The following is a 21,916-nucleotide window of genomic DNA, read 5'->3' as shown; positions in this document are numbered from 1 at the left end:
ATGTGTTTTATTTATTAACTAAGCCACATTGTCCTCTGTGTAAAGAGGCGTTACTGCTGCTCAATCAAATAGATTTAGATGAGTCGATTGAATTGAGTGTTGTCGATATTTGTTCGGATGAAAGATTGCAAAAAGAATATGGTTGGCTCGTTCCGGTGTTAGTTGATGCCAATGATAACGAGCTGCGTTGGCCTTTTGATGCTCAAAAGGCAAAGGAGTTTATTGAATCATGAGTTTGATACGCGTTCAGGATGCACAGCTGGCTTTTGGCGCTGATGCAATTCTGGATCATGCTGAGTTTATTTTAGAGGCCGGTGAGCGAGTCTGTTTGGTCGGACGCAATGGCGCGGGTAAGTCGACGCTTCTTAAGGTCATCGATCAAGAAATTCACTTAGACGATGGTCAAGTTCAGTATGTGGGAGATACGATAGTCACCCGGTTGCCTCAAGACCCGCCCGCGCAACTCGAAATGTCGGTTTATGATTATGTGGCTCAGGCGTTAGCCGATGTGGGCGAGAAATTAAACGAGTTTCATCGTTTATCAAATATGATTGCAGACGATCCGAGTGATGAAATGATGAAAGCGCTCGATAGTCTGCAAACACAGATCGATGCAAAGAACGGCTGGCAATTTGCGACTCGTATCGAGCAGGTTTTAACGCGCTTAAGTCTGCCTGCCGACGTATCGATGTCGCAATTATCGGGCGGCTGGTTGCGTCGTGTTGCACTCGCGCGTGCGCTCGTCGTTGATCCCGATGTGTTGCTACTTGACGAGCCGACTAACCATCTGGATGTCGAAATGGTGCAGTGGTTAGAAGAGCAATTACTGCAATTTAACGGTGCGATTTTATTTATTAGTCACGACCGTGCCTTTATTCGTAAACTTGCGACACGAATCGTTGATTTGGATCGCGGCGCTTTAACTTCATTTCCAGGTAACTATGACAGCTATGTCACGAAAAAGCAGGAGTTGCTAGAAGTTGAGCAATCACAAAACGCTGAGTTTGATAAAAAGCTTGCGGCAGAAGAAACCTGGATTCGCCAAGGAATTAAAGCACGTAGAACTCGTAATGAGGGACGCGTTCGGGCTCTACAGCAATTGCGTAAGGAGCGTGCGCAGCGACGTGAGTTGCAAGGTAATGCCAAGATGCAGGTCAATCAAGCGCAGCGGTCTGGCAAGCGCGTGTTTGAGGGCGAACATGTTGAACTGAGCTTTGATAAACCGATCATTCGTGATCTTGACTTACTGCTACAGCGCGGCGATAAAGTGGCGCTTGTGGGACCTAACGGTTGTGGTAAGAGTACGCTGATTAAAGTTATTTTGGGCGAACAAGCCGTTGATGCGGGAAATATTAAGCTCGGTACAAATCTGGAAGTCGCGTACTTTGATCAGCACCGCTCCCAACTTGATCCTGAAAAGTCGGTGATGGACAACGTGGGCGATGGCAAGCAGGACATTGTGTTTCAAGGTCGTCCACGTCATATTCTCAGTTATTTGCAAGACTTCTTATTTAGTCCCAAACAATCAAGGACTCCGGTACGCGCCTTATCTGGTGGTGAACGCAACCGTGCCTTGCTGGCTAAAATATTGCTAAAACCAAGCAATATTTTAGTACTCGATGAGCCGACTAATGATCTTGATATAGAGACCTTAGAGTTACTCGAACAGATTATTGCGGATTACGAAGGCACTGTCTTATTAGTAAGTCACGACCGTGAATTCGTGGATAATACGGCGACCTCCGTTTTGTTATTTGAGGGTGAAGGTCAGATCACCGAGATTTTCGGGGGATTCTCTGAAATTGAGCATTATCTCGCTCGTAAAAGTTTGCCCAATGATGGAACAAAATCAGCGTCTAAAGAGTCAGAGAAGCCGTCTTCAGAACAAAGTAATAACAAGGGTTCAGTAACAAAGCAGAAAAAGTTATCCTACAAGTTACAACGTGAACTCGATGAGTTGCCTGCAGCAATAGAAAAGATAGAAAGTGACATCGAAACCTTGCAGCAACAAATGAACGAACCGGAGTTTTTCTCTCAACCCATTGATATCACGCAGCCCGTGATGGAGCAAGCGGGCGCTCTAGAGGAGCAGTTAATGAGCTACTTAGAGCGTTGGGAAGAACTCGAAAATTTATCAAAACAGAGTAGTTAATCGTGATGAAACCATTTTCTAAGCATTTATTGGTAGCGAGTGTATTAGCAGGTTGCAGTGTTACGGCAAGCGCGGATACGTTCTCAATTGAAGAAATTGCAACGGCGGATAACTTTCGTAATAGCTTTCCGCGTGACTTAAACGAGCAAGGATTCATCGTTGGTGTCTCAAGTTTTCAGACCAATGTTGACATCGATTTAAGCCAATTAACTGCGACGCAGCTTGCGGCTTTGGGTATTACAGATATTGAAGAGGTGACTGAATTGACGCCTGCTCAATATGATTACATCGTCAACGCGTTGGCCGCTAACGTAAACAATAACTTTCTGCAAAAGTCGATTGCGCCGTATCAAGCGTTTATGTATGACGGTGTGACCCAGTCAGTGTCTTTCTTTGATCAACCTGATGATGTCTCCACAATAACGCACTTAAACAGTATCAACGCTGCGAATACCGCTGTGGGGATGGGGTACGGTGCTTATAAACCGGTCGAGTTCACGTATAAAAATGCGGATGATGAAGATGTCACGCGCACATACTATGTGCGAGATTTTATTTCTCGAGGTGTTTGGTATCAAGATGGCCAGACGACCACCATCGCGCCACCTGACCAATCTGTATTGGGTGGCGAGAGCGCATTGATGGACGTAAATGATAGCGGACTAGCTGCAGGCTATGCCAGTATTGGTCTAAGCCCTGGCGCGACCACGACTATCGACAACTGTACACCTGCCGAAGATAGCGATGCGATACAAACACGACCGTTGGAAGTGTGTGCCTCTGAGCTGTGGATAGACTTGCACAACGCTACAGCGAATAACATTGCGCCGATTTTATTCTACAGTCGTTCAAATTACGCCTCACGGCGTTCGATTTACGATATTCGTGGTTTTTTGTGGCAGTTAGATGCAAACGGTGAAGTGATTTCATCCACTGAACTAGGCACGCTTGCGGAGCGCCGCGAAGACGATCAATCTGACTTCTCAAGCTACGCGTTTGCTGTCAACAATAATGGTATCGCTGTTGGTCAGAGTTTCACTTATCACCCTAGTCGTGGTCCCATTCGCATGCCAGCCATTTTTATTGATGGCGAAGCTATTCCAGTCACTGAGAGTGATGAATATTATTGGGGCTCTGCGAATGCGATAAACGACAACAATCGCGTTGTCGGCTATTTAACTTCAACACGCGCCGCAAATTTGAGAAACACCGGCTTTTACTATGACGTGGATAGCGCCACGCTCGAAACGTTACCGGGTTTCTTTGAAGGGTCGTCAACGGTGCCCAGTGATATTAATAATAATGGCGTAGTGGTCGGTACAGGAGAGATCGAGCCTTCGCTATCGTCATCGCGTCGCCGGGTTGGGTTCGTGTACGATACAGCTGCCGAAAACGCTGAGTTCATTAACCTTAACGATGCCATTGCGTGTGACAGCCCGTACTTTATAGTCGACGCACGCGCGATTACAGACTCTGGCGAGGTCGTCGCTTCGGCACTTAAAACTGAAGAGTACGTTGATGGTGAAGGGAACACTCAAACCCGCCAGGTTTCAGTTACTATAAAGATGGATCCGATCGAAGGTGAGTTGAACAACTGTCGTGAAGAAGAGAATAAAGTAGAGCGTAGTGGCGCTAGTTTTGGCGGCTTCCCGCTAGCGGGATTATCGCTACTCGGTTTCTTTATTACACTTTCGCGCCGTCGTCAGCTAAAAAATATCAAAAAATCATAACGAAAATATCATAAAAAAGTAACACAGTTTCAACTTGTTAAGTTTTTTCAAGTAGGCTGTGTTACTTTTTCACATTGAACTATCCTGGTTTCGCGTTATCAATTATAGGGAGGGCATTAGTTAATGCGCTCTTTTGATAATCACAACCGAATAAGAAAGTGAAAAAGGGGTAGTTTTATGAAAAGACAGAAGCGTGATCGCTTTGAAAGAGCCCACACTCAAGGCTTTAAAGCCGGATTATCAGGACGCTCGAAGGATCAGTGTCCGTATCAAACCCAAGACGACTTCAGGTCTCAATGGTTAGGCGGTTGGCGAGATGCCATGGAGGCTAGGGGGACCGGCTTGTTCCGCTAAATGTCTCAGCAAATTAATATACAAACGCCGGCAAGTAGCCGGCGTTTTTTTATTGCACTTGGTACATCGTTTTAGAATGTACTGGTATCGGTAAATAAACCAACCTTTAAGTCTTTAGCGGTATAGATAGGGCGGCCGTCAACTTCGACTACGCCATCACCCACACCCATGAAAAGTTTGCGCTTGATGACACGTTTCATGTCGATCTTATAGGTGACTTTGCTATGGTGCGGCAAGATTTGACCCGTGAATTTGACTTCACCCACACCAAGCGCACGTCCACGACCGGGGCCACCTGACCAACCTAGATAAAACCCAACTAATTGCCACATAGCGTCTAGGCCTAAACAACCTGGCATCACAGGGTCACCCTTAAAGTGACAGTCAAAAAACCACAAATCAGGATTAATATCTAATTCTGCATGAATAAACCCTTTGTCATGCGCGCCACCTTTCTCGGTAATATTCACGATGCGATCCATCATCAACATGTTAGGGGCGGGTAAGCGACTGTTACCTGGGCCAAATAATTCGCCTTCACTGCATGCAATCAGATCTTCGCGAGAAAAACTCGATTGATTCATAACGACCTTTTATGTTGTATACCACTGAAATCAGATTGCAGTTTAGCGTACAGCTGTACGCTAAACAACTCCGATTAGTGGAAGTGGGTGCTTTGAATCAACTAAACCAGCGTTGCCACCATGAACGATTCTCCGATTCTTGTTCATGATGTGCGTTTAGTTTGACTTGCCGATATAAGTCTTTCACAGGCATATCACATAAATATGACAACGCCTCATCAACGTGGTCAACGGTATGGATATGAAACTGACCTTGTTCGACCGCTTGGACTATGTCGGGTCTCAACACTAATTGCTTTTGGTTCGACTTGGGGATTAATACACGATGATTGCCATCTAAGCCACGCAACGCGCATAAATCAAAAAAGCCTTCGATTTTCTCATTAACACCGCCAATCGCTTGCACCTGACCAAACTGGTCAATAGCGCCGGTTAGCGCAACTGATTGCTTGAAGGGGACATCAGCAAGCGCACTGATTAAGCAACAGAGCTCACCTAAGGAGGCGCTATCACCGTCGACCTCATGATAAGACTGTTCAAATACCACCGTAGCAGAAACCGACATGGGTTCATGACGGGCAAAATGATGTGCTAAATAAGCGCTCAAAATCATCACACCTTTTGTGTGAATGTTACCCGAGAGCTCCGATTTGCGTTCGATATCGATAATATCGCCATCGCCATAATGGATGGTTGCCGTGATCCGCGATGGCTCGCCGAACTCCACGCCAGCGACACTGACGACCGTTAAACCGTTCACCTGACCCACGACTTTACCCGCAGTATCGATACGGACTTCGTTATTTAGAATACTGCGCCGACTCACTTCTTCTATATAACCACCGCGCTCACGTTGGTGTTTCACGGCACTACGTATGCTGTCACTGTCTATTTGTGTCTTTTCCTCGTGTGAGGCAACGGCATTCGCTTGTTTAAGCAATTGAAGGAGGGCGATGGCATCTAAGCTCAGTTCATGTTGATGCTCAGCCCAGCGCGACAACTCCGTTAGCACAGCGGCGTATGCGTCTTCGGTTAATGGCAATACGTCGGCAACATCCCATACATAGTCGAGGAATTTAAAATATTCTGAAACGGGCTGCTGTGTTGTGTCGTAACGCGACTGAAAGTCCGCTAAAAACGGGAATAGATCGCTGAAGTCGTCGTCATAGTCAGTGAGCGTCGCATAACTGCTGCGGCTTCCCACCAAGATAATTTTTATATCGATAGGTACCGGCTCTGGACGATAAAAATAAGCGGCTCCCGCTTCCATGGTGGGCTGCGGCCACTCAAAATAGCCACTCTTAAGCACTTCTTTTAAGCGCTTGTACATTGCCGGTTGGTCCAACAAAGCATCAATATCGATGGCTAGCACACCGCCATTGGCTTTTAGAATCCAACCGGGCTCTAAAAGATGAAGATCTGAACGCACAGTGCCACCAATGGACTGTACACCCATTTGGCCGAATAACTGCGATTCTGATACCCGATCACAATAATAATAAGGAGCAGGGTGCTCATGTCCGACAATCACTGTCGCAAATTGGTCGGACGCAAAATCATCAAAGGTTTTTTGTTTAACACGTTGGATATAGTCGCGCAGAGCGCGCGTATCGAACGACGTAACGAGTTCTTCAATAAGGTCATCACGCTGGTCGAGCGGTTGCTGCAAGATGTGCTGTAACGCACCAATTACCGCAAACGCGTTACCCGATGGCACATTGACACACAGCGGGCGCAACGCATCGTCCGGGTCAGCTAAATACAGCCAATCAAACCAACGACTGTGTTGCCATGTGGTCGTCGCAAAACACTCATCAAACACTTCTCTATGATTAAAGCCACGAGGGACGATCGCAAAACAGTGACCGTAAGCACCCGTTTGCCGTAAAGCGGCCGCTAAACCGTTTAAGGCACGCTGTTGACCGACAAGCAATTGTGAACTGCATTCTTTCGGCCGTTGCGATAACCATGTGTGTGTTTGAGGAGTTAGTTGCGAAGCGCTCAGCTGCATATAAATCGAGTTCCTTATCCTATGGCCAGCTTAGATATGACCACAACAATCTTAGATGAAATTAATCGACCGATGTTAGCACAGGTTGGCTTTAGCTGTTAGCTAATAGCACGACGATATTGCTAAAGCTCGTACGCAAAATCTGCGATACATAACAGCCAAAACTGGACAAAATTTCACGTAGCAGCGCCTGAATAAACAGGCGCATTTTAGAGTCGAAATCCTTAAATCGACTACGGCAAAGGCCGAGCGAGTGAAGCCGCTTATCGACCGCCCCAAACTACCATATTAATGATTGCGTATAATGTATATTATGTTAAATCGTAGGTATATAAGCATATGAGCAAGGTGAAGTCCTCACATTTTTACGTGAGCGCTGCCCTGTGTATGGTTGTTAGTAATTAAATAACTCGGCGCGTTTGGGTAAGTTTTCGGTGAGATAATCTATCAACACGCGTACCGCTGGCAGTAATCCACGTCGGTGTGGATACGTGAGATGCATAATGCCCACAGGCAATGTCCATTCGGGTAACACTTGCATTAATTGTTGGTTTTGTACGGCTTCATTACATAAGTAAGTTGGTAAAGCGGTCACACCTTGTGCCTTGATAGCCGATTCACGCAAAACAATCATATCGTCGGTAATAAGGCGTGGCTCAAATTTAATGGTTTGCTGCTCGCCTTTTTCGTGGGTCAATAAATAACGGTACTGACCGCTGGTGTAATGTAAAGACAAATGATTCAGTGCTAATAAGTCGCTAGGCTCGTTTATTGGGTGTTGTTCTAGTAATGCCGGTGCGGCAAATAATGTCAGTGGCGATTCGCTCAATGGACGTGCAATTAAACTCGAGTCCTCAATATTTGGACGTACCCGTAACGCAACATCGATGCCTTCATCAATTAAGTTAATCGGGCGATTAGTTACTACTAAATTAATGTTTATTTCTGGATACAGTGTCATAAACTCGGGCAATACATCCACAAGTAAACTTTGGCTTAATGCATAAGGCGCACTGAAATTAACTCGACCGCGTGGCTTTTCTAATAAGCGCTGGGTAACTTGCTGTGCACTTTCTGCGGCTTCGACCAGTTGCTGGCAATGTAATAAAAAAGCTTCGCCTACATCGGTGAGCCGCACCCCCGACTGAGACCGGTTAAACAAACGCATGCCCTGCTCTGTTTCGAGCTGTTGTAATCGCCGGCTCACCGTGGCTTTGGGCAAGCTTAACGCCCGAGCCGCAGATGAAATACTGCCAGCCTCAACCACTTTGGCGAATAAATAATAGTTAGTGATATCCGGAAGCGCCATAGAGTGTACCAATTATGGAACGAGAGTTCTCATTTTAGACATCTTTTTAATTTTATGGAACACCATACAATAGCAGTATCAAATAATTGGAGGTGGTTTATGAACATTTTACACGTAGATTCTGGTATTTTCGTCGAGCAATCAGTCAGCCGTAAGCTCAGCGCTGATGTTGTAGCGCAGTTAAAAGCAAGCAATCAGAACGCACGCGTCACCCATGTTGACCTTATTCAAGCCCCGCTTGGTCATCTAACAGCAGAAGAGTTGTTGGCTGAAGAAAAACCGCATTTCGATAAGTACGTAAGCCAGTTACAAGAAGCTGATGTACTCGTGATTGGTGCACCGATGTACAACTTTACTATTCCGTCTCAGTTGAAAGCATGGATTGACCGTGTTTTACAAGCTGGTGTGACTTTCCAGTATACCGAGCAAGGTCCTGAAGGGCTGCTTAAGGGCAAAAAAGCAATTATCGCCTCAGGCCGTGGCGGTGTGTATTCAACAGGCGATTTAACTGAACTTGATCATCAAGAAAGCTACCTTAAACATGCCCTCGCATTTATTGGCATCACGGATGTCGAGGTCGTACGTGCTGAAGGCATGAACATGGGTGATGAAGCACGCGAACAAGGTTTTAAAAACGCAGCCGAGCAAATCGAACAGTTATAAGCTCATTCGTCATCGCGGCGCGCAATCAGTTGCGCGTCGTCCCCTATTTGTAAGATCTCTAATTCTATCGGCTGACAGCAAATCTGGCAGTCGACGATTTGGCGTGTGCCTAAATCATTAATCCAATCTAACTCGAGTTCATTAATGGCCATACAATATGGGCATTCAAACGTTCTTGCTTCAGCTAAACTCATCGCTACACTCCAGTACACGGCAATGATTAAAATCCAACCGCGTTGTTTTTCGCGTATACAAGTAAACTCAATAACGACCGCAGGCTGTTATGAAACCCTATACTTTACTGTTTGCATCGCTAGTTGCTATGCCTTCATTGACTGTAGCACAAGATACGCAAGTGACCGTTGATAAGGCTCACTTTCGTGCGCCGATGAAGGAAGTGCGTGTACCTTCGGTTGTAAATACCATAGAACAAAGCCAGCTGAGCTTTGCTGTGGAAGGCCTACTTAAAGCCCACAACGTTGACGTGGGCGCCAAAGTAGTTCAGGGCGAAACTATCGCGGAACTCGATAAACAACAAAGCGAAGCACAGTTGACAGAGTTGAGCGCGCAGGTGCGCGCAAGTCAAGCGACGTTGGATAATCAACAACAACAGTTTGATGAACTGAACGCACTCACCGCGAGTCAATCCGTGGCAAAAAGTGAACTTAGACGCGCTCGTGCCGCGCTCAATATGGCACGCGCTGAATTAGAAAGCCGTAAGGCGGCGTTGCAGCGTGCACAAGTTGAACTTGATTTTCATTCGTTAAAAGCGCCCTTTGATGGCGTTGTATCGGCGCGCTATATCGATCTAGGTGAATGGGTAACGCCTGGCTCCTCGGCGTTTGAGCTAACGCGTTTGGATAAGCTATACATTGATGCCTTCTTACCTTTTCGTTACTTACCGTATGTTGATAAAACGACCGATGTAACCGTGGTTCGCAAAGATCTTTTCGGTGATATTCAGCAATATGACGCGTCCATTTCGGATATTGTGCCGACGACGACAAACAGTGAACGCGCTTTTAGAGTACGCATCAGTGAATTCACGGCCGATAGGCTCTATGTGGGTATGCCCGTTGATGTTCAATTTGAAGTAAAGCTGTCAGAGCCAAGCACGGTAATAAATAAGGATGCGCTGATACGCTACAGTGACGGACGGACATCGATTTGGCTGGTTGAGAGCGAAGGTAATCAAACGCTCGCAAAGCAGCAGTTTGTTAACGTGACCTACCGTTTTGGCGACTTTATAGCCATTGAAGAACGTTTACCTGAAACTACGCAGATTATTGTGCGTGGAAATGAATCGTTGAATGATGGGGATAAAGTAACCATCGTATCGGGTGATCAATATGATTGAATGGCTCATCCGACATAAGCACACGACCATAGTTGCAGTCCTGATCCTTTGTCTGCTTGGTATCACGGCAGCGTTTCGCATTCCAGTCCAGATGATCCCCGATCTTGAAGTCAGAACCATCAGTGTTCAGACACAGTGGCCAGGAGCAACACCGCAAGATATTGAAAAGGAAATTCTCATCGAGCAGGAAGAGTTTTTAAGAACGATTCCGAACTTACAGCGCATGGAAAGCACGGCGAGTACAGGGCAAGCAACCATCGAATTGGACTTTCCGTACTCCATTAACGTTGCCGAAACATTAATACTGGTTAACAATGCGTTAACTCAAGTGCCAAATTATCCAGAAAATGTCGATGAACCTAAGATTTTTGCCGCCTCATTCTCGAGTAATGCGTTCATGTACTTCCGAGTGGCGCCTGTTGAGGGAAATCCTCAGCAACTGGACATGATAATGATGCGGGATTACATCGAAGACAATGTAAGACCGCGCATGTCGTCCGTTGCCGGCGTCTCTCAAGTTGAGGTAAGCGGCGGTGCTGAGCGACAAGTAAGAATCCAGCTTGATGATGCAGCATTGGTTCAACACAACGTTTCAGTCGCTGATGTTCAGCGCGTGTTACGCGCTCGGAATCAGGACACCTCTGCCGGCGATTTAGAGCAAGGTAAACGGCTATACCTGCTTCGCACAACGGGGCGTTACGATGCATTAGAGGATATCGGCGATACTATTATTCGTCGTGATGGCCAGCAATTAGTGCGGTTGAGCGATGTTGCATCAATTACCCTCTCCCACTTTGAACTGCGCAGCGAATCTTGGTTTAAAGATAATCAGGTGCTGAGTCTTCAGGTGCAGCGCGAGAGTGGCAGTAATGTTATCGATATTAAGTATGCCATGCTTGATGAAGTGGAGCGTATTAACCAAGAGTTACTGCGCCCTGCGGGCATGGAGATTATCTTAAATTCCGATGATGTTCGTTATGTCGAACAGTCAATCTCGAATGTATTAGTGAACCTGTTCATCGGTGCGGTGTTCGCTACATTAGTCATGTACGCGTTCATGCGCACTTTCCGCGGCACTATGATGGCGGTAATTGGCATCCCTATTTGTACCCTTGCCGGATTTATTGGTTTACTGCTGCTTGATCGCACGATAAATGTAATCTCGCTTGCAGGTATCGCGTTCGCACTCGGAATGACACTCGACAATGCGATCGTAGTATTAGAGAGCATTGAACATGAGCGGCGGCAAAATAGAAAGCCTATGCAGGCGGCGATTGATGGCGTCAAGCAGGTTTGGACCGCAGTACTCACATCGACACTGACAACGGTGTTGGTCTTTTTACCCATTCTATTTATTCAACAGGAAGCCGGACAGTTATATTCTGATGTCGCAATAGCGATTTCATCAGCGATCGTCGCGTCGATGATCCTCTCCGTCACACTGGTTCCACTACTAGCCGCTCAGTTACCTCCACCACTTAAAAAGCAAAATATGGATTGGGCAGATGCCATCACTTCACGTGCTGAAAAGGTATATAAGCACCGAGGCCGTAGTTTAACCACAGTGGGAATTACTACGGTCGTTGTTGTTGGTATTTGGTGGTGGTTAATGCCCCCTGCTGAATATGAGGGTTGGCAGGGATTTGATTGAAAAATTTCAAATGCCCCATTAGGTTATTGAATAATATAAGGTAATGATTTAATCACCCCATTCCCTGGCGTTTAACTGCATTACAAAAATTAATTATCTCCAGCTGTTACTAATTAGAAAATCAGAAACATCTCTTCATTGCATCTAACTTCCACCAATTCAATTATTATCGAAATCCGATAACGGTATTCGTTAATGATAGTGTTATGCAGCAATGAACTCTACTTTGTAAGGGTTGGACTGGCACCTTTCAGCTCGCGCCCTGCTTACAATTAAAGCCCTATCCACTGCTGAAATAATAAGCGGGAAGATGTCGTATGTGTAATCTTCGTGCAGTTTTGCAGTGATAAAACTGAAAGGTGTGGATTGTATAGTTTTCTACATACAAATTTAAATGAGACGAGGAGTGAGTGGCGTGTCTAACAAATTAGTTAGGGGAACAGGATTGCTTGGTGCACTTGTTATCGGACTAGGTTCGATTCTTGGTACTGGTGCCTATGTCAGCATTGGTTTGAGTGCTGACATTGCCGGAGATAACCTTGTTTTTGCCATTTTGATAGCTGCTATTACTGCCCTAATGAACGGCCTTTCATCCGCTCAGTTAGCCGCGGCACACCCTGTGAGCGGCGGAACCTATGAATATGGCTACCGATTTTTGAGCCCGCTAAGTGGTCGGGTTGCCGGTTGTCTTTTTGTTGCTGCCAAAAGCGCCTCTGCGGCAACAGCGGCGCTGGCTGTCGCCTGGTATATTAGTCTTACTTTCAACATATCTGCACAAGTTGTCGAGTATATTGCTGTCAGTCTGCTGCTTATGTTTACCGTGCTGGTGTTATCGGGTATTCGCCGCACAAATTGGCTCAACGCATTGCTGGTTCTAATAAGCCTGCTGGGCTTACTTACCTTCATTGGAATTGGCTTAACCAGTAATGCTATTTCTAGAACAGACACTGCCGACTCTTCATCTTTATCATTGTTTCACGCCGCGGCACTAACGTTTGTCGCTTTCACCGGGTACGGAAGAATTGCAACAATGGGAGAGGAAATACGTGAGCCCCGACAAAATATACCCAGAGCAGTTATCATTACGCTTGCAGTTATCAGCACTATTTATATCGCGGTGGGCTATACGATTTTGCATTTGGGAGGTATTAAATCGTTCGAACAAAGCAAATTTAATATTGCGACCCTGATCTCTAATCATAACTGGAGCAGGCTTGTAGTAATTGGCGGTGTAATTGCCATGAGCGGCGTCGTGCTTAATTTAGTGTTAGGCGTTTCTCGTGTCATTCTTGCTATGGCTCGTCGTGGTGATTTACCTGCCAAGCTGGCGAATGTGAGCAGTGACAGCAAATCGGCTCCAGCAGCGACATGGATGACATTTGCGATAATGTCGGCTATTGCTTTGCTTGGTGGTATTGAATCAGCCTGGACACTAAGCGCTTTTACCGTGTTACTTTATTACGGAATCACCAATATTGCAGCACTTAATGTACCACTCTCTGATCGTTTTATACCCAAATGGGTGTCTGTATTTGGCTTACTGAGTTGCTTTGGACTGATAGCGCTAGCAACTCTTTCTTACGTCATTGCGTAGTCCGCTCCCAGTCAATTTGTAAACGTCGCCTAACCGCGTTAAGCCATATTAAATAATTGACAATATAAGGATCAATGAGTGACACACATGGTTGGAAGCAAACTATAATGACGTCTGACTCACCCACCAATTTATTTATTCGTCTGGCAGTTGGCTGTGTTTTTTTACCCGAAGGTATTCAGAAGCTAATCTTTCCTGAAATTCTAGGCTCGGGTCGCTTTGCAGATATTGGCATTCCATGGCCTGAGCTAATGGGACCTTTCGTGGGATGGGTCGAGCTGATATGTGGGTTATTCATTCTGCTTGGTTTCGCCACCAGAGTCAACGCTATCCCGCTGACGGGCATCATGATTGTTGCACTAATTTCAACGAAAGTGCCGATCTGGCTTGGGGAAGATTGGTGGATATTCAATGTGCGAGAGTTGGATCGTTACGGCTTTTGGAGTATGGCTCATGCATCTCGCACCGACTGGGCAATGTTAATGGGATCGATTTATCTTCTGATTGCTGGCGCAGGGCGGTGGTCCGTTGATGCATGGTTAACGCGTAGAAAGTATAGTCGTTTGGCCGATTAAAGGTAAGCGTCACATAAACCACACAACCGGCCAAGATAATTGTCGCTGAGATGATTTCGGTGCCACCCGATCACGCGTTTCGGTTTAATCCGATCATTGATTTCGGTCTATCCGAACAGTCTTTGGCGGGTCAGTTTGATTGACCGTTTTTGTCGGCGTTGATGTGCCAGGGCAGCAGTTGGTCGAGGTCATCACCGTCGTTGAGTAGCGGCAGTTGCTCGAACAACATCATGAGATAGTCGACCGGCATCAGGCCGTTGGCCTTGGCGGTTTCGACCATGCTGTACAGGATAGCGCTGGCCTGCGCGCCGCCTCGTGAGTTTGAGAACAGCCAGGCTTTGCGACCGATAACGAACGGTTTTATTGCGCGCTCGGCACGGTTGTTATCGATATTAACGTGGCCGTCATGCAGGTAAACCTGCAGTTTGTCCCATTGTTTAAGCGTGTAATGGATGGCTTTGCCGAGCAGTGACTGCGGGTTGACCTGCAGCGCCGACTTATCCAACCAGGTTTTTAGCTTGTCCATCACAGGTTGTGCTAAGGCGGTGCGTTTTTCCTGCTTTTGCACCGGGCAGGCGTCTTTGATTTTCTGCTCAACGCCGTACAGTTTCTGGATAAAGCTCAGCGCCTGGTCGGCTTTGCCGCTTTTGCCTTTACCTTGTACGGTTTTGGCTTCAATAAACTTACGACGGGCATGCGCCCAGCAACCGGCCAGCCGGGCGCCGGTTTGCTCATAGCCCTGATAGCCGTCCACCTGCAGTGGACCGCAATAGTCAGCTAAAAACGCAGCGGGGTGGGCGCCACCGCGCCCGTCCTGGTAATCATACAGCACGATATTCGGTGATTTATCCGGCCTCGGCTTATCGGTGCCACAGCCGTAAACCCACATGTAGCATTTGGATTTATCCACATCGAGCACGTTTAAGGTCGTCTCGTCAGCCCAGAGAGCCGGTTGTTTTAGCAGGATGTCGTGCATGCGCTGATAAAGCGGCCGCAGTTTGTCGCTGACGGTCAACATCCAGCGACTCATGGTCTGGCGACTCAACTCGATGCCGTATTGTTTGAACATCGCTTCCTGACGATACAGCGGCAACCCGAACTGGAACTTGGCGCTGATGATTTGTGCCAGCAAGCTCGGCGTTGCGATGCTCTTGGGCAGTAGGCTCGGTTTAACCAGTGCGATTTTGACAGCGGTTTGTGTGCCGTGCTTTTCGCAGGCGCGGCAGCTGTATTTCGGGCGTACATGGCGCACCACCCGGCTGGTGGCCGGGATAAATTCCAGCTCTTCGCTGGTTTCCTCGCCCATACGGTGCAAGTCATGGCCACAACAGTCACAGACTTTGTCTTCGTCTGCGATATCGTGCAACACCTCTTCGCGCGGCAATGATTCATCAATACGCGGGCGGCGCGGTTTTTTACGGGTGTAGGTAACGGTTTGCTCTGCGGCTACTTCTTCCGCTGTCGGCTCAAGAGCCTCTTCAAGCTCGTTAAACAATTCACCCTGACCGGGCAGCCCTTCGCTACTGGCACCGAAGCGTTTTTGCACCAACAGTTGCCACTGCTCTCTCAGGTAATCGAGTTGATGTTGCAAACGCGACTTCTCAGCCTGCTCTGTTTGCAGCTGAGATTGCATGTCGAGAACCATCTTTTTCAGGCTCTCAACATCATCCGGGAGTGTGTTTGCATCGCTCGTTTTCATGGGGGCTATTATACCCCAAAAATACCGTCGAAGCCGTTGTTTTAGCGGGTTTACTTAGACCAATTCGTGATCGTAAAACGGTTTTTATGCAGGATCTTTATAAGCCGTTTTCGATCAGATGGTGGCACTAAAATGCAATGGCTGATGGCCTTTCATCAGGGTAATATCGAGGCCCTCGAGCAACCACTGCCATTGCTGTGCGCTTAAATTAAGGACATCGCCTTTTACCTTGCGCGGCCATTTAAACTTATTCTTTTCCAACCGCTTATACCAAAGACAAAAACCGGTTTTGTCCCAGTAAAGCGCCCGGACTTTATCGCGCCGGCGGTTGCAGAACACAAACACGGCACCGCTGAACGGCGAGCGGTCCATCTCGGCTTCGACAATAGCACTGAGGCCATTGATGCTCTTGCGAAAATCGACCGGCTGCTTATACAAATAAATCGCCGGCGGCTCGACGAACATCTTCATACGCTGAGGGCTTTGACCAGCTCAGCCACCCAGCGGGGCGATACCGACATCGGCAATACTAACTGCGCATCGCCGACGCGAACCTGCATGGCCGCCGCGGATGCCGGCGACGACTCAGTCGCCACCTGTGCAAAACCGGTACTCTCGGTTTCCTGCTGCAACTGACGGCGGCGCTGACTAAAGTAGTTCGGATTAATACCCCGGGCTTCACAAAACGCCTTGCGGCTTAGACCGCTTTGCTCAAACTCATTAATTAGCGCCTGCCACTGCGCTTTAGAGCGGTATGCTCGACTCATAAATCACCTCGTTGGTTAGAACGTGGCGATAAATTAGGCTATCTGCAACGTGCTGACTAGGCGTGGTTTATGTGACGCTTACGATTAAAGCAGGTTGCGCAGGAGCATAACATAAACCCAGCCAACTTATTGTTACCCGGCAGGATTTGCTCATTAAAGGGGCGTCAAATGGAACATAGAGACTTATATACCGGATTTATTCGCCTTCATATTTTACATCATGCAGCACAGGAGCCTATTTTTGGCATGGGAATGATTGAAGAGCTTCGCCATCATGGCTATCAAATTAGTCCTGGTACCTTGTACCCAATGCTGCATAAGCTTGAAAAATACGGTTGGCTCACCTGTTCGACGAAAGAGGTAAATGGCAAAACTAGAAAGTATTATCGCTGTACAATGGAAGGGCTAAACGCGCTGAATGAAGCGAAGATTAAATTAAAGGAATTGATAGGCGAGTTGTTGTAAGCTACCAGCAACGGAACGCTCAACGGTTTTAATTACATAATGTGGTGTGGTGACTGGACTATTCTGACAAAAGACGAGGAATTATGTACAGTACCACTGACTATGGCAAAGCTTGACTACGTTGTCACTCTCAAAACGCTTTTAAGCAGACAGATGAGAAAAAAATGAATCGATTTTATTCGTGTCGAGACAGCGAGATCCCTCCCATTTTCAGGTAGCCGGTTTTTCACAGGTACCGCTCATGGTCATGAATACTTTCGAGGCCGAGCAGCTTATCAAAAGAAAACCCGTAGCTGATTCTACCCCGGCTAGCATTCTAAGATGTCCGGTTGGCTCAATACTGCCAAGGCCAAGCGTAGTGATTGTTGTCAAAGAAAAATAGAAAATATCGACAGCTGCAGCAGGCTGTTTAAAACCTCCCAATTCCAGGGTCAGCCCTGTTGCATAGGCCAATGCAAAAATGACAGCAAGTAAAAGCTGGCTGCAAATAGCAATGAATACCACGGCCTGTGTTTTTGTCCAAACTTTACTCAGTTTTCCGACAAATTTGTCAGCAACCACCGATATATTAAAAAGGTGTAAAGCCACGCTTAATAACAGCGCTATCGCGCTGATAATTATTGCAAAAAGCATAGCTATTCCTCCAGTGGTACGAATCTTGAACTCACGTATATTTGTTCATTTATTCCCTCTTGGCGAGAGAATATTACACAAATAGTCTTTTCTTAAGTAAGGATTACATATGAAATACTCAAAATTTGCTGCAATGATTGTAACATCGACTGCCGCGATGTTTATCATGATGTACCTGAACACGTACGCAATATCGCATGTATGGTTCAGTGAAACGCGAACTTATATGGCATTGTATATGGGAGCGGGCATGGCAATCATCATGTTGGCGTTTATGCTGGGTATGTACAATAATAAAAAGCTTAACGTGACTATTTTTCTGATGGCAGCAGTGATCTTCGTCGCTTGCGTTTATCTTGTGCGTTCTCAAAGTACCGTATCTGACACTGCCTATATGAAAGCGATGATCCCTCACCATTCCATTGCCATTCTTACCAGCGAGCGCTCCAATATCGAGGATGTGCGGGTGCGTGAACTGGCAGATGGGATTATCAAAGCGCAACGAAAAGAAATTAAAGAGATGGAATGAGGGTCGGCCGGGATTCGTGTAAAATTCGCCAAAGAGAAGTTAACTTTTTGAAAATAATGCCTATTTATAAATTCAATAAACGTTATTTTTATTAAAAGCTGGTTAGTTCGTGTTGAAATAACTCAAGAAATCGACGTGTTCCGGAACGATTGCCTGCCCAAAAATCACTGAAAATATCTGTTATTACCCCGCATAGAACCTTCTTTCATTGAGGTTAATACCTTAAAGGGGAGATAAATTATAAGTTTATCTCCCTTTAGGCAATTTCAGTCACACCCCAGTGCTTATTCGCTTTGTTTAGCGATGGATTTCTGTGCTTTTAACGCTGAGCGTATTCCTTGCGCCAGTTTTTCGGGATCTCCTTTGCCCCAATAATGTAAAAAGTAATAAGGAGGAGTTTCACCAACCATATGGTTGTGCAACGCAACAATATGAATATTGGCCTCGCGTAATGCATGCATCACAGCTTGGACTTCGTCAGCGGTCATAGCGAAATCTCCGTCAACAACCGCATGCTCTTTATTGCCAGAGAAAGCTGCCCAGGTTGACAAACCCATTGGCGCACCAAATTCAGTACCATGCATCGTCGCGGAACGTTCAAACGTGAACTTGAGTACTTCGCCGTTGAGACTGCCCTCGGCTCCCAAAATACCTTCAAGTGCCTCAGTTTTGTACTCCCCGGTAATATCAGGAACACTGCCTGGGAAGCGATCTACTGGTTTGGCGTGTTGTTTACGAACTTCCTTAATAGCATCCCACATCGCTTTTACGCCTTCGGCAAGCTTTGCAAGGTTTTTTCCGTGGCCACCTATGTGCATAAAGTAAACAGAAGGGCTATCAAACACAAAGTGGTTGTGGAGTGCTGTGATTTCTAGGTCGTGTGCGAAAGCTGCGTCCATCGCAGGCGTGATTTCATCTTCGAAGACCACGGTATCGCCCATCAGCATAAAACCGCCGTTAGGCATTTCTTTAAAGCCAGCCCAACTTCCCAACCCGGCCGGAGTAGGAAGCTTTAGGCCGTCAACCATGACAGGCACATCGTCGCGCTGCCATCCCACGCGCACAACACCATTCGCTTTTACCGTTGCAGGTGTGTCGACGATGTCACTGATAATATCAGCACTGTCACCGCCGGGTGAGCTTGCAAAAACGACAGGTGCATACAAAAATAATGCGCAGGCAATCAAGAGCATTTTGGGTGAGAGAATATTCATAACCATCTCCATTGATGTCAGGAGTGTTTGATAGTACGCGTGATTATGACGTATATCAACGAGTCGGAGTCAAGTCCGAGTAGAGAACTATCTCACGACCGGTACTCGAATTAAGACTCTCCGTGTGGGGAGAAGGTTTTAAGTTGCCCGGAAGTAAACCAGTGCTCAATCATTTCTTTTTGTGTTGCAATCACCGCGTTCAGTTGCACTGATTCATGCTCTAACGCCTGTTTTTCCTGCGTAAGCTCCGTGAGCGATGTTTGTAAGCGCTCCTGTTTGTCTTGGGCACCTTGTAATTCGCTCGTTACGCTTACAAACCGGTTGTCCAGTCGATCGTACTGTTGTTTTAACTCGGATAGCTGAGCGTCCGTGCTTCGACTTTCCTGGTATACGGCGTCGTAGTGTCTTTTAAGCTCCGTCAATTGGGTTTCCAATTGGGTATTGCGTTGCGTCAGCTCTGAATAACTGTGCTGCCGTGCGGTCAATGCCTGCTCCAGCTCGTTGATCTCACTTTGCAGCCCCTGAACGTCGCGCTCGTAGCGCCGCTGCTCGTGCTCTCGTTGCTCACGGACCGAATCACGATAATGATTTAACGCTTCCCGGGCTTGTGTGTGTTTTTCTTCCAGTGACGCAATACGCTCATCTTTTTCAGACAGGCGTTGTTTCTGTGAGGACAGATCGGACTGGAGCCGCTCATTATCTACCTCCAGCCGGTGGTTTGTCTCCTGAAGTTGCTGTTGTTGCTGCTCGGCTTGTTTCAACGTTTGCAGCAGCTCTTCAACATGCGCTTGTGTGGCCAATAACTCCTGGCTTTGTTGCTCAAATCGCTCCTGCCACGCCGTCACCTGCTCGCTATGCCGCTCTTCTTGGGCTTCCAGCGTCTGATGTGCCTCAGCTTTGAGACGACCGGAGAGTTGGTTGACCAACGCGATGAGCTCGTCACTTAAAGACTCTGAAAGTGCCGTTTTGTCGTCTTCGGTTTCCAGCTCTTTTAAGTAACGGTGAATGGTGGTCTTTGAGCCGGTATTCCCGAGCTCGATACGAACGGCATCAATGGAAATTGACTCTCCTCGTGCGAGTAACGCATTGCGCGCCTGCTCGACCGCCTTTTTGGTTATACCGCCTCTGGCCATTCTGTCCTCCTGATGATTTCATACTGAGGTATGTAATATGTATTTACATATTAAACTATATTTCAAATTTGTCTAATTTAAACTGTTTTTAATATTAGATAATCTGAAATTATGATGGGTTAGCCTGTTTCTTATTGATTTATCGGCTATTCTGTTACGTAATAAACGAGAATAAGCGACTGAGCAGTACAGAGCACCGACGGTCAATTCGAGCCGTCAACTGTACTGTCCGAATGAGGACATCATGAGTGATTTGGATCGATACCTGCACGCCGCGACCCGGGAGAATACACGGCGCAGTTATCAATCAGCCATTGAGCACTTCGAGGCGCACTGGGGCGGCCGGCTGCCGGCCACAGCGGAGCAAATTGCCCGGTATCTGTCGGATCATGCCGGTGTGTTGGCGCATAATACGCTGAAGTTACGGCTGGCCGCGCTGGGACAATGGCATCAGTCGCAGGGCTTTGTCGATCCCACCAAATCGCCGTTGGTTCGTAAGGTGTTAAAAGGGATCCGCGAGTTGCATCCGGCTCGTGTTAGGCAGGCGCGCCCCATACAACTCGAAGCCCTGGAGCAGACCTGTGATTGGTTAGATCATTGTCGCCTGGCCGTACCAACCATCAATGCCACCTCTCTTCGGGCGAGCCGGGATAAAGCGCTGCTGCTCATCGGATTTTGGCGGGGATTCCGCAGTGATGAGATCACCCGGCTGAATGTAGAGAACATTGATTTGGCGCCGGGTGAAGGCTTGTCGATCTACTTACCCCGCAGTAAATCCGACAGAAACAATCAGGGTCAGGCCTATCGTACACCGGCGTTGTCGACGCTTTGCCCGGTTCAGGCCTATCAGGATTGGTTAAACGATGCAGCGATCACCGAAGGCCCTGTGTTTCGAGGGATCAACCGATGGGGGCAAATGGCTTCACTGCCCATGAATTCGGCCAGTGTGTTGCCCTTATTACGGCAACGCCTGAAAGAAGCGGGTGTGTTAGAGGCTGAGCAGTACAGTAGCCATTCACTGAGACGCGGATTTGCCAACTGGGCGACCCAGCAAGGCTGGTCGCTGAACGAGCTGATGGAGTATGTTGGGTGGCGCGATCTCCAGTCAACCGTGCGCTACCTGGAAGCCTCTACCCCCTTTGAAACGATGCCCTCCAATGCTCAAGTGGTACGCCAGAGTAAAAAACTGACCGAAGCCACGCCCATTGTACTTACAGTTGAACTGCGCTTATTAAAACTTGATCACAAAACACGAGCAGAGCGAACCGTTCAAAAACGTCTCGAGCGGTTCGGCTTAAAGGCCTTTAGTGAGAACGTGGAACAGATAGAGCCGCATGGTTATCGACTACAGTTGGCACCCGGGCATCAATCGGGGCTCGATACGGTGGCCGACGAGTTACTGGATCGGCTGCATAGCATTGCCAGTGACGAACGTTATTATCTGGAAGCGGTGATCCGCGAACCGGAAACGCAGCGCCAATGGGAATAACAGAATG

General features: G+C 47.3%; 21 protein-coding genes and 1 pseudogene. 12 read left to right on the top strand and 10 right to left on the bottom strand.

Features of this window, described 5'->3' with window-relative positions; genetic code table 11:
- Positions 1–2 precede the first annotated feature (2 nt).
- The 4 genes from AC3AP5_RS05295 to rmf all read left to right on the top strand — a co-directional run bounded on the left by AC3AP5_RS05295 (position 3) and on the right by rmf (position 4,236).
- Complete coding sequence (locus AC3AP5_RS05295) at positions 3–233, top strand: glutaredoxin family protein (protein ID WP_006955793.1); 231 nt, start codon at positions 3–5, stop codon at positions 231–233.
- Positions 230–2,152 (top strand): ATP-binding cassette ATPase Uup, encoded by a 1,923-nt coding sequence (gene uup / locus AC3AP5_RS05290; protein ID WP_006955792.1) that lies wholly within the window; start codon positions 230–232, stop codon positions 2,150–2,152. The genes AC3AP5_RS05295 and uup overlap by 4 nt, the downstream gene beginning before the upstream one ends.
- A 5-nt stretch (positions 2,153–2,157) precedes the next feature.
- Positions 2,158–3,882 (top strand): DUF3466 family protein, encoded by a 1,725-nt coding sequence (locus tag AC3AP5_RS05285; RefSeq protein ID WP_006955791.1) that lies wholly within the window; start codon positions 2,158–2,160, stop codon positions 3,880–3,882.
- Positions 3,883–4,059: 177 nt separating this feature from the next.
- On the top strand, positions 4,060–4,236 hold the full coding sequence (rmf, locus tag AC3AP5_RS05280) for a ribosome modulation factor (RefSeq protein WP_006955790.1): 177 nt from the start codon (positions 4,060–4,062) through the stop codon (positions 4,234–4,236).
- A 71-nt stretch (positions 4,237–4,307) separates the two neighbouring features.
- Here the strand turns inward: rmf and fabA are convergent, their stop codons facing one another.
- The 3 genes from fabA to AC3AP5_RS05265 all read right to left on the bottom strand — a co-directional run bounded on the left by fabA (position 4,308) and on the right by AC3AP5_RS05265 (position 8,140).
- Positions 4,308–4,820, bottom strand: coding sequence for a 3-hydroxyacyl-[acyl-carrier-protein] dehydratase FabA (gene fabA, locus AC3AP5_RS05275; RefSeq protein WP_272977596.1), 513 nt, complete (start codon positions 4,818–4,820; stop codon positions 4,308–4,310).
- Between the two features lie 97 nt (positions 4,821–4,917).
- Positions 4,918–6,831, bottom strand: a complete 1,914-nt coding sequence (locus tag AC3AP5_RS05270; protein WP_487327142.1) for an AAA family ATPase — start codon at positions 6,829–6,831, stop codon at positions 4,918–4,920.
- 394 nt (positions 6,832–7,225) lie between these two features.
- Positions 7,226–8,140, bottom strand: coding sequence for a LysR family transcriptional regulator (locus AC3AP5_RS05265; protein WP_272977598.1), 915 nt, complete (start codon positions 8,138–8,140; stop codon positions 7,226–7,228).
- A 99-nt stretch (positions 8,141–8,239) separates the two neighbouring features.
- Here AC3AP5_RS05265 and AC3AP5_RS05260 point away from each other — a divergent pair, with 99 nt between their 5' ends.
- On the top strand, positions 8,240–8,803 hold the full coding sequence (locus AC3AP5_RS05260) for an FMN-dependent NADH-azoreductase (RefSeq protein ID WP_487327141.1): 564 nt from the start codon (positions 8,240–8,242) through the stop codon (positions 8,801–8,803).
- A gap of 2 nt (positions 8,804–8,805) precedes the next feature.
- On the opposite strand, the gene AC3AP5_RS05255 is transcribed toward AC3AP5_RS05260, so the two are convergent.
- Complete coding sequence (locus AC3AP5_RS05255; protein WP_071462751.1) at positions 8,806–8,997, bottom strand: zinc ribbon domain-containing protein; 192 nt, start codon at positions 8,995–8,997, stop codon at positions 8,806–8,808.
- An 89-nt stretch (positions 8,998–9,086) separates the two neighbouring features.
- On the opposite strand from AC3AP5_RS05255, the gene AC3AP5_RS05250 reads away from it, so the two are divergent.
- The 4 genes from AC3AP5_RS05250 (at position 9,087) to AC3AP5_RS05235 (ending at position 13,980) form a co-directional block, all read left to right on the top strand.
- Positions 9,087–10,160 (top strand): efflux RND transporter periplasmic adaptor subunit, encoded by a 1,074-nt coding sequence (locus AC3AP5_RS05250; RefSeq protein WP_272977599.1) that lies wholly within the window; start codon positions 9,087–9,089, stop codon positions 10,158–10,160.
- Positions 10,153–11,811: an efflux RND transporter permease subunit gene (locus AC3AP5_RS05245; RefSeq protein WP_287830434.1), complete on the top strand. Its 1,659-nt coding sequence runs from the start codon at positions 10,153–10,155 to the stop codon at positions 11,809–11,811. The genes AC3AP5_RS05250 and AC3AP5_RS05245 overlap by 8 nt, the downstream gene beginning before the upstream one ends.
- Before the next feature lie 415 nt (positions 11,812–12,226).
- Positions 12,227–13,405, top strand: coding sequence for an APC family permease (locus AC3AP5_RS05240; protein ID WP_170145481.1), 1,179 nt, complete (start codon positions 12,227–12,229; stop codon positions 13,403–13,405).
- Positions 13,406–13,479: 74 nt separating this feature from the next.
- The gene (locus tag AC3AP5_RS05235; protein ID WP_287201268.1) at positions 13,480–13,980 is read left to right on the top strand and encodes a DoxX family protein; all 501 of its coding nucleotides are present in this window, start codon (positions 13,480–13,482) and stop codon (positions 13,978–13,980) included.
- A 130-nt stretch (positions 13,981–14,110) separates the two neighbouring features.
- Here AC3AP5_RS05235 and tnpC read toward each other — a convergent pair whose 3' ends face one another.
- From tnpC to tnpA, 3 genes are all read right to left on the bottom strand, one after another.
- Entirely contained in the window at positions 14,111–15,679 is a 1,569-nt protein-coding gene (gene tnpC, locus AC3AP5_RS05230) for an IS66 family transposase (protein WP_006954081.1), read from the bottom strand.
- 114 nt (positions 15,680–15,793) lie between these two features.
- A complete protein-coding gene (gene tnpB / locus AC3AP5_RS05225) occupies positions 15,794–16,150 on the bottom strand; it encodes an IS66 family insertion sequence element accessory protein TnpB (protein WP_006954082.1) in 357 nt (118 codons plus the stop codon).
- The gene (tnpA, locus tag AC3AP5_RS05220; RefSeq protein ID WP_487326738.1) at positions 16,147–16,446 is read right to left on the bottom strand and encodes an IS66 family insertion sequence element accessory protein TnpA; all 300 of its coding nucleotides are present in this window, start codon (positions 16,444–16,446) and stop codon (positions 16,147–16,149) included. Before tnpA ends, tnpB begins: the two co-directional genes overlap by 4 nt.
- Before the next feature lie 168 nt (positions 16,447–16,614).
- On the opposite strand from tnpA, the gene AC3AP5_RS05215 reads away from it, so the two are divergent.
- Positions 16,615–16,911, top strand: a complete 297-nt coding sequence (locus AC3AP5_RS05215; protein ID WP_117316690.1) for a PadR family transcriptional regulator — start codon at positions 16,615–16,617, stop codon at positions 16,909–16,911.
- 210 nt (positions 16,912–17,121) lie between these two features.
- On the opposite strand, the gene AC3AP5_RS05210 is transcribed toward AC3AP5_RS05215, so the two are convergent.
- Positions 17,122–17,544, bottom strand: a complete 423-nt coding sequence (locus tag AC3AP5_RS05210) for an ion channel (RefSeq protein ID WP_117316687.1) — start codon at positions 17,542–17,544, stop codon at positions 17,122–17,124.
- Positions 17,545–17,653: 109 nt separating this feature from the next.
- Here AC3AP5_RS05210 and AC3AP5_RS05205 point away from each other — a divergent pair.
- A pseudogene (locus AC3AP5_RS05205) lies at positions 17,654–18,070 on the top strand (DUF305 domain-containing protein); the annotation flags it as partial.
- A 287-nt stretch (positions 18,071–18,357) separates the two neighbouring features.
- On the opposite strand, the gene AC3AP5_RS05200 reads toward AC3AP5_RS05205, so the two are convergent.
- Both AC3AP5_RS05200 and AC3AP5_RS05195 read right to left on the bottom strand, forming a co-directional pair.
- Positions 18,358–19,287: a DUF1259 domain-containing protein gene (locus AC3AP5_RS05200; protein ID WP_199495194.1), complete on the bottom strand. Its 930-nt coding sequence runs from the start codon at positions 19,285–19,287 to the stop codon at positions 18,358–18,360.
- 110 nt (positions 19,288–19,397) lie between these two features.
- Positions 19,398–20,420 (bottom strand): DNA-binding protein, encoded by a 1,023-nt coding sequence (locus AC3AP5_RS05195; RefSeq protein ID WP_199495193.1) that lies wholly within the window; start codon positions 20,418–20,420, stop codon positions 19,398–19,400.
- A gap of 244 nt (positions 20,421–20,664) precedes the next feature.
- On the opposite strand from AC3AP5_RS05195, the gene AC3AP5_RS05190 reads away from it, so the two are divergent.
- A complete protein-coding gene (locus AC3AP5_RS05190) occupies positions 20,665–21,909 on the top strand; it encodes a site-specific integrase (RefSeq protein WP_487327140.1) in 1,245 nt (414 codons plus the stop codon).
- Positions 21,910–21,916 lie beyond the last annotated feature (7 nt).

The organism is Idiomarina sp. D18, from assembly GCF_057748155.1.
Note: the sequence above shows the minus strand (reverse complement) of the source record. Positions and strands in the feature narration are given on the sequence as shown.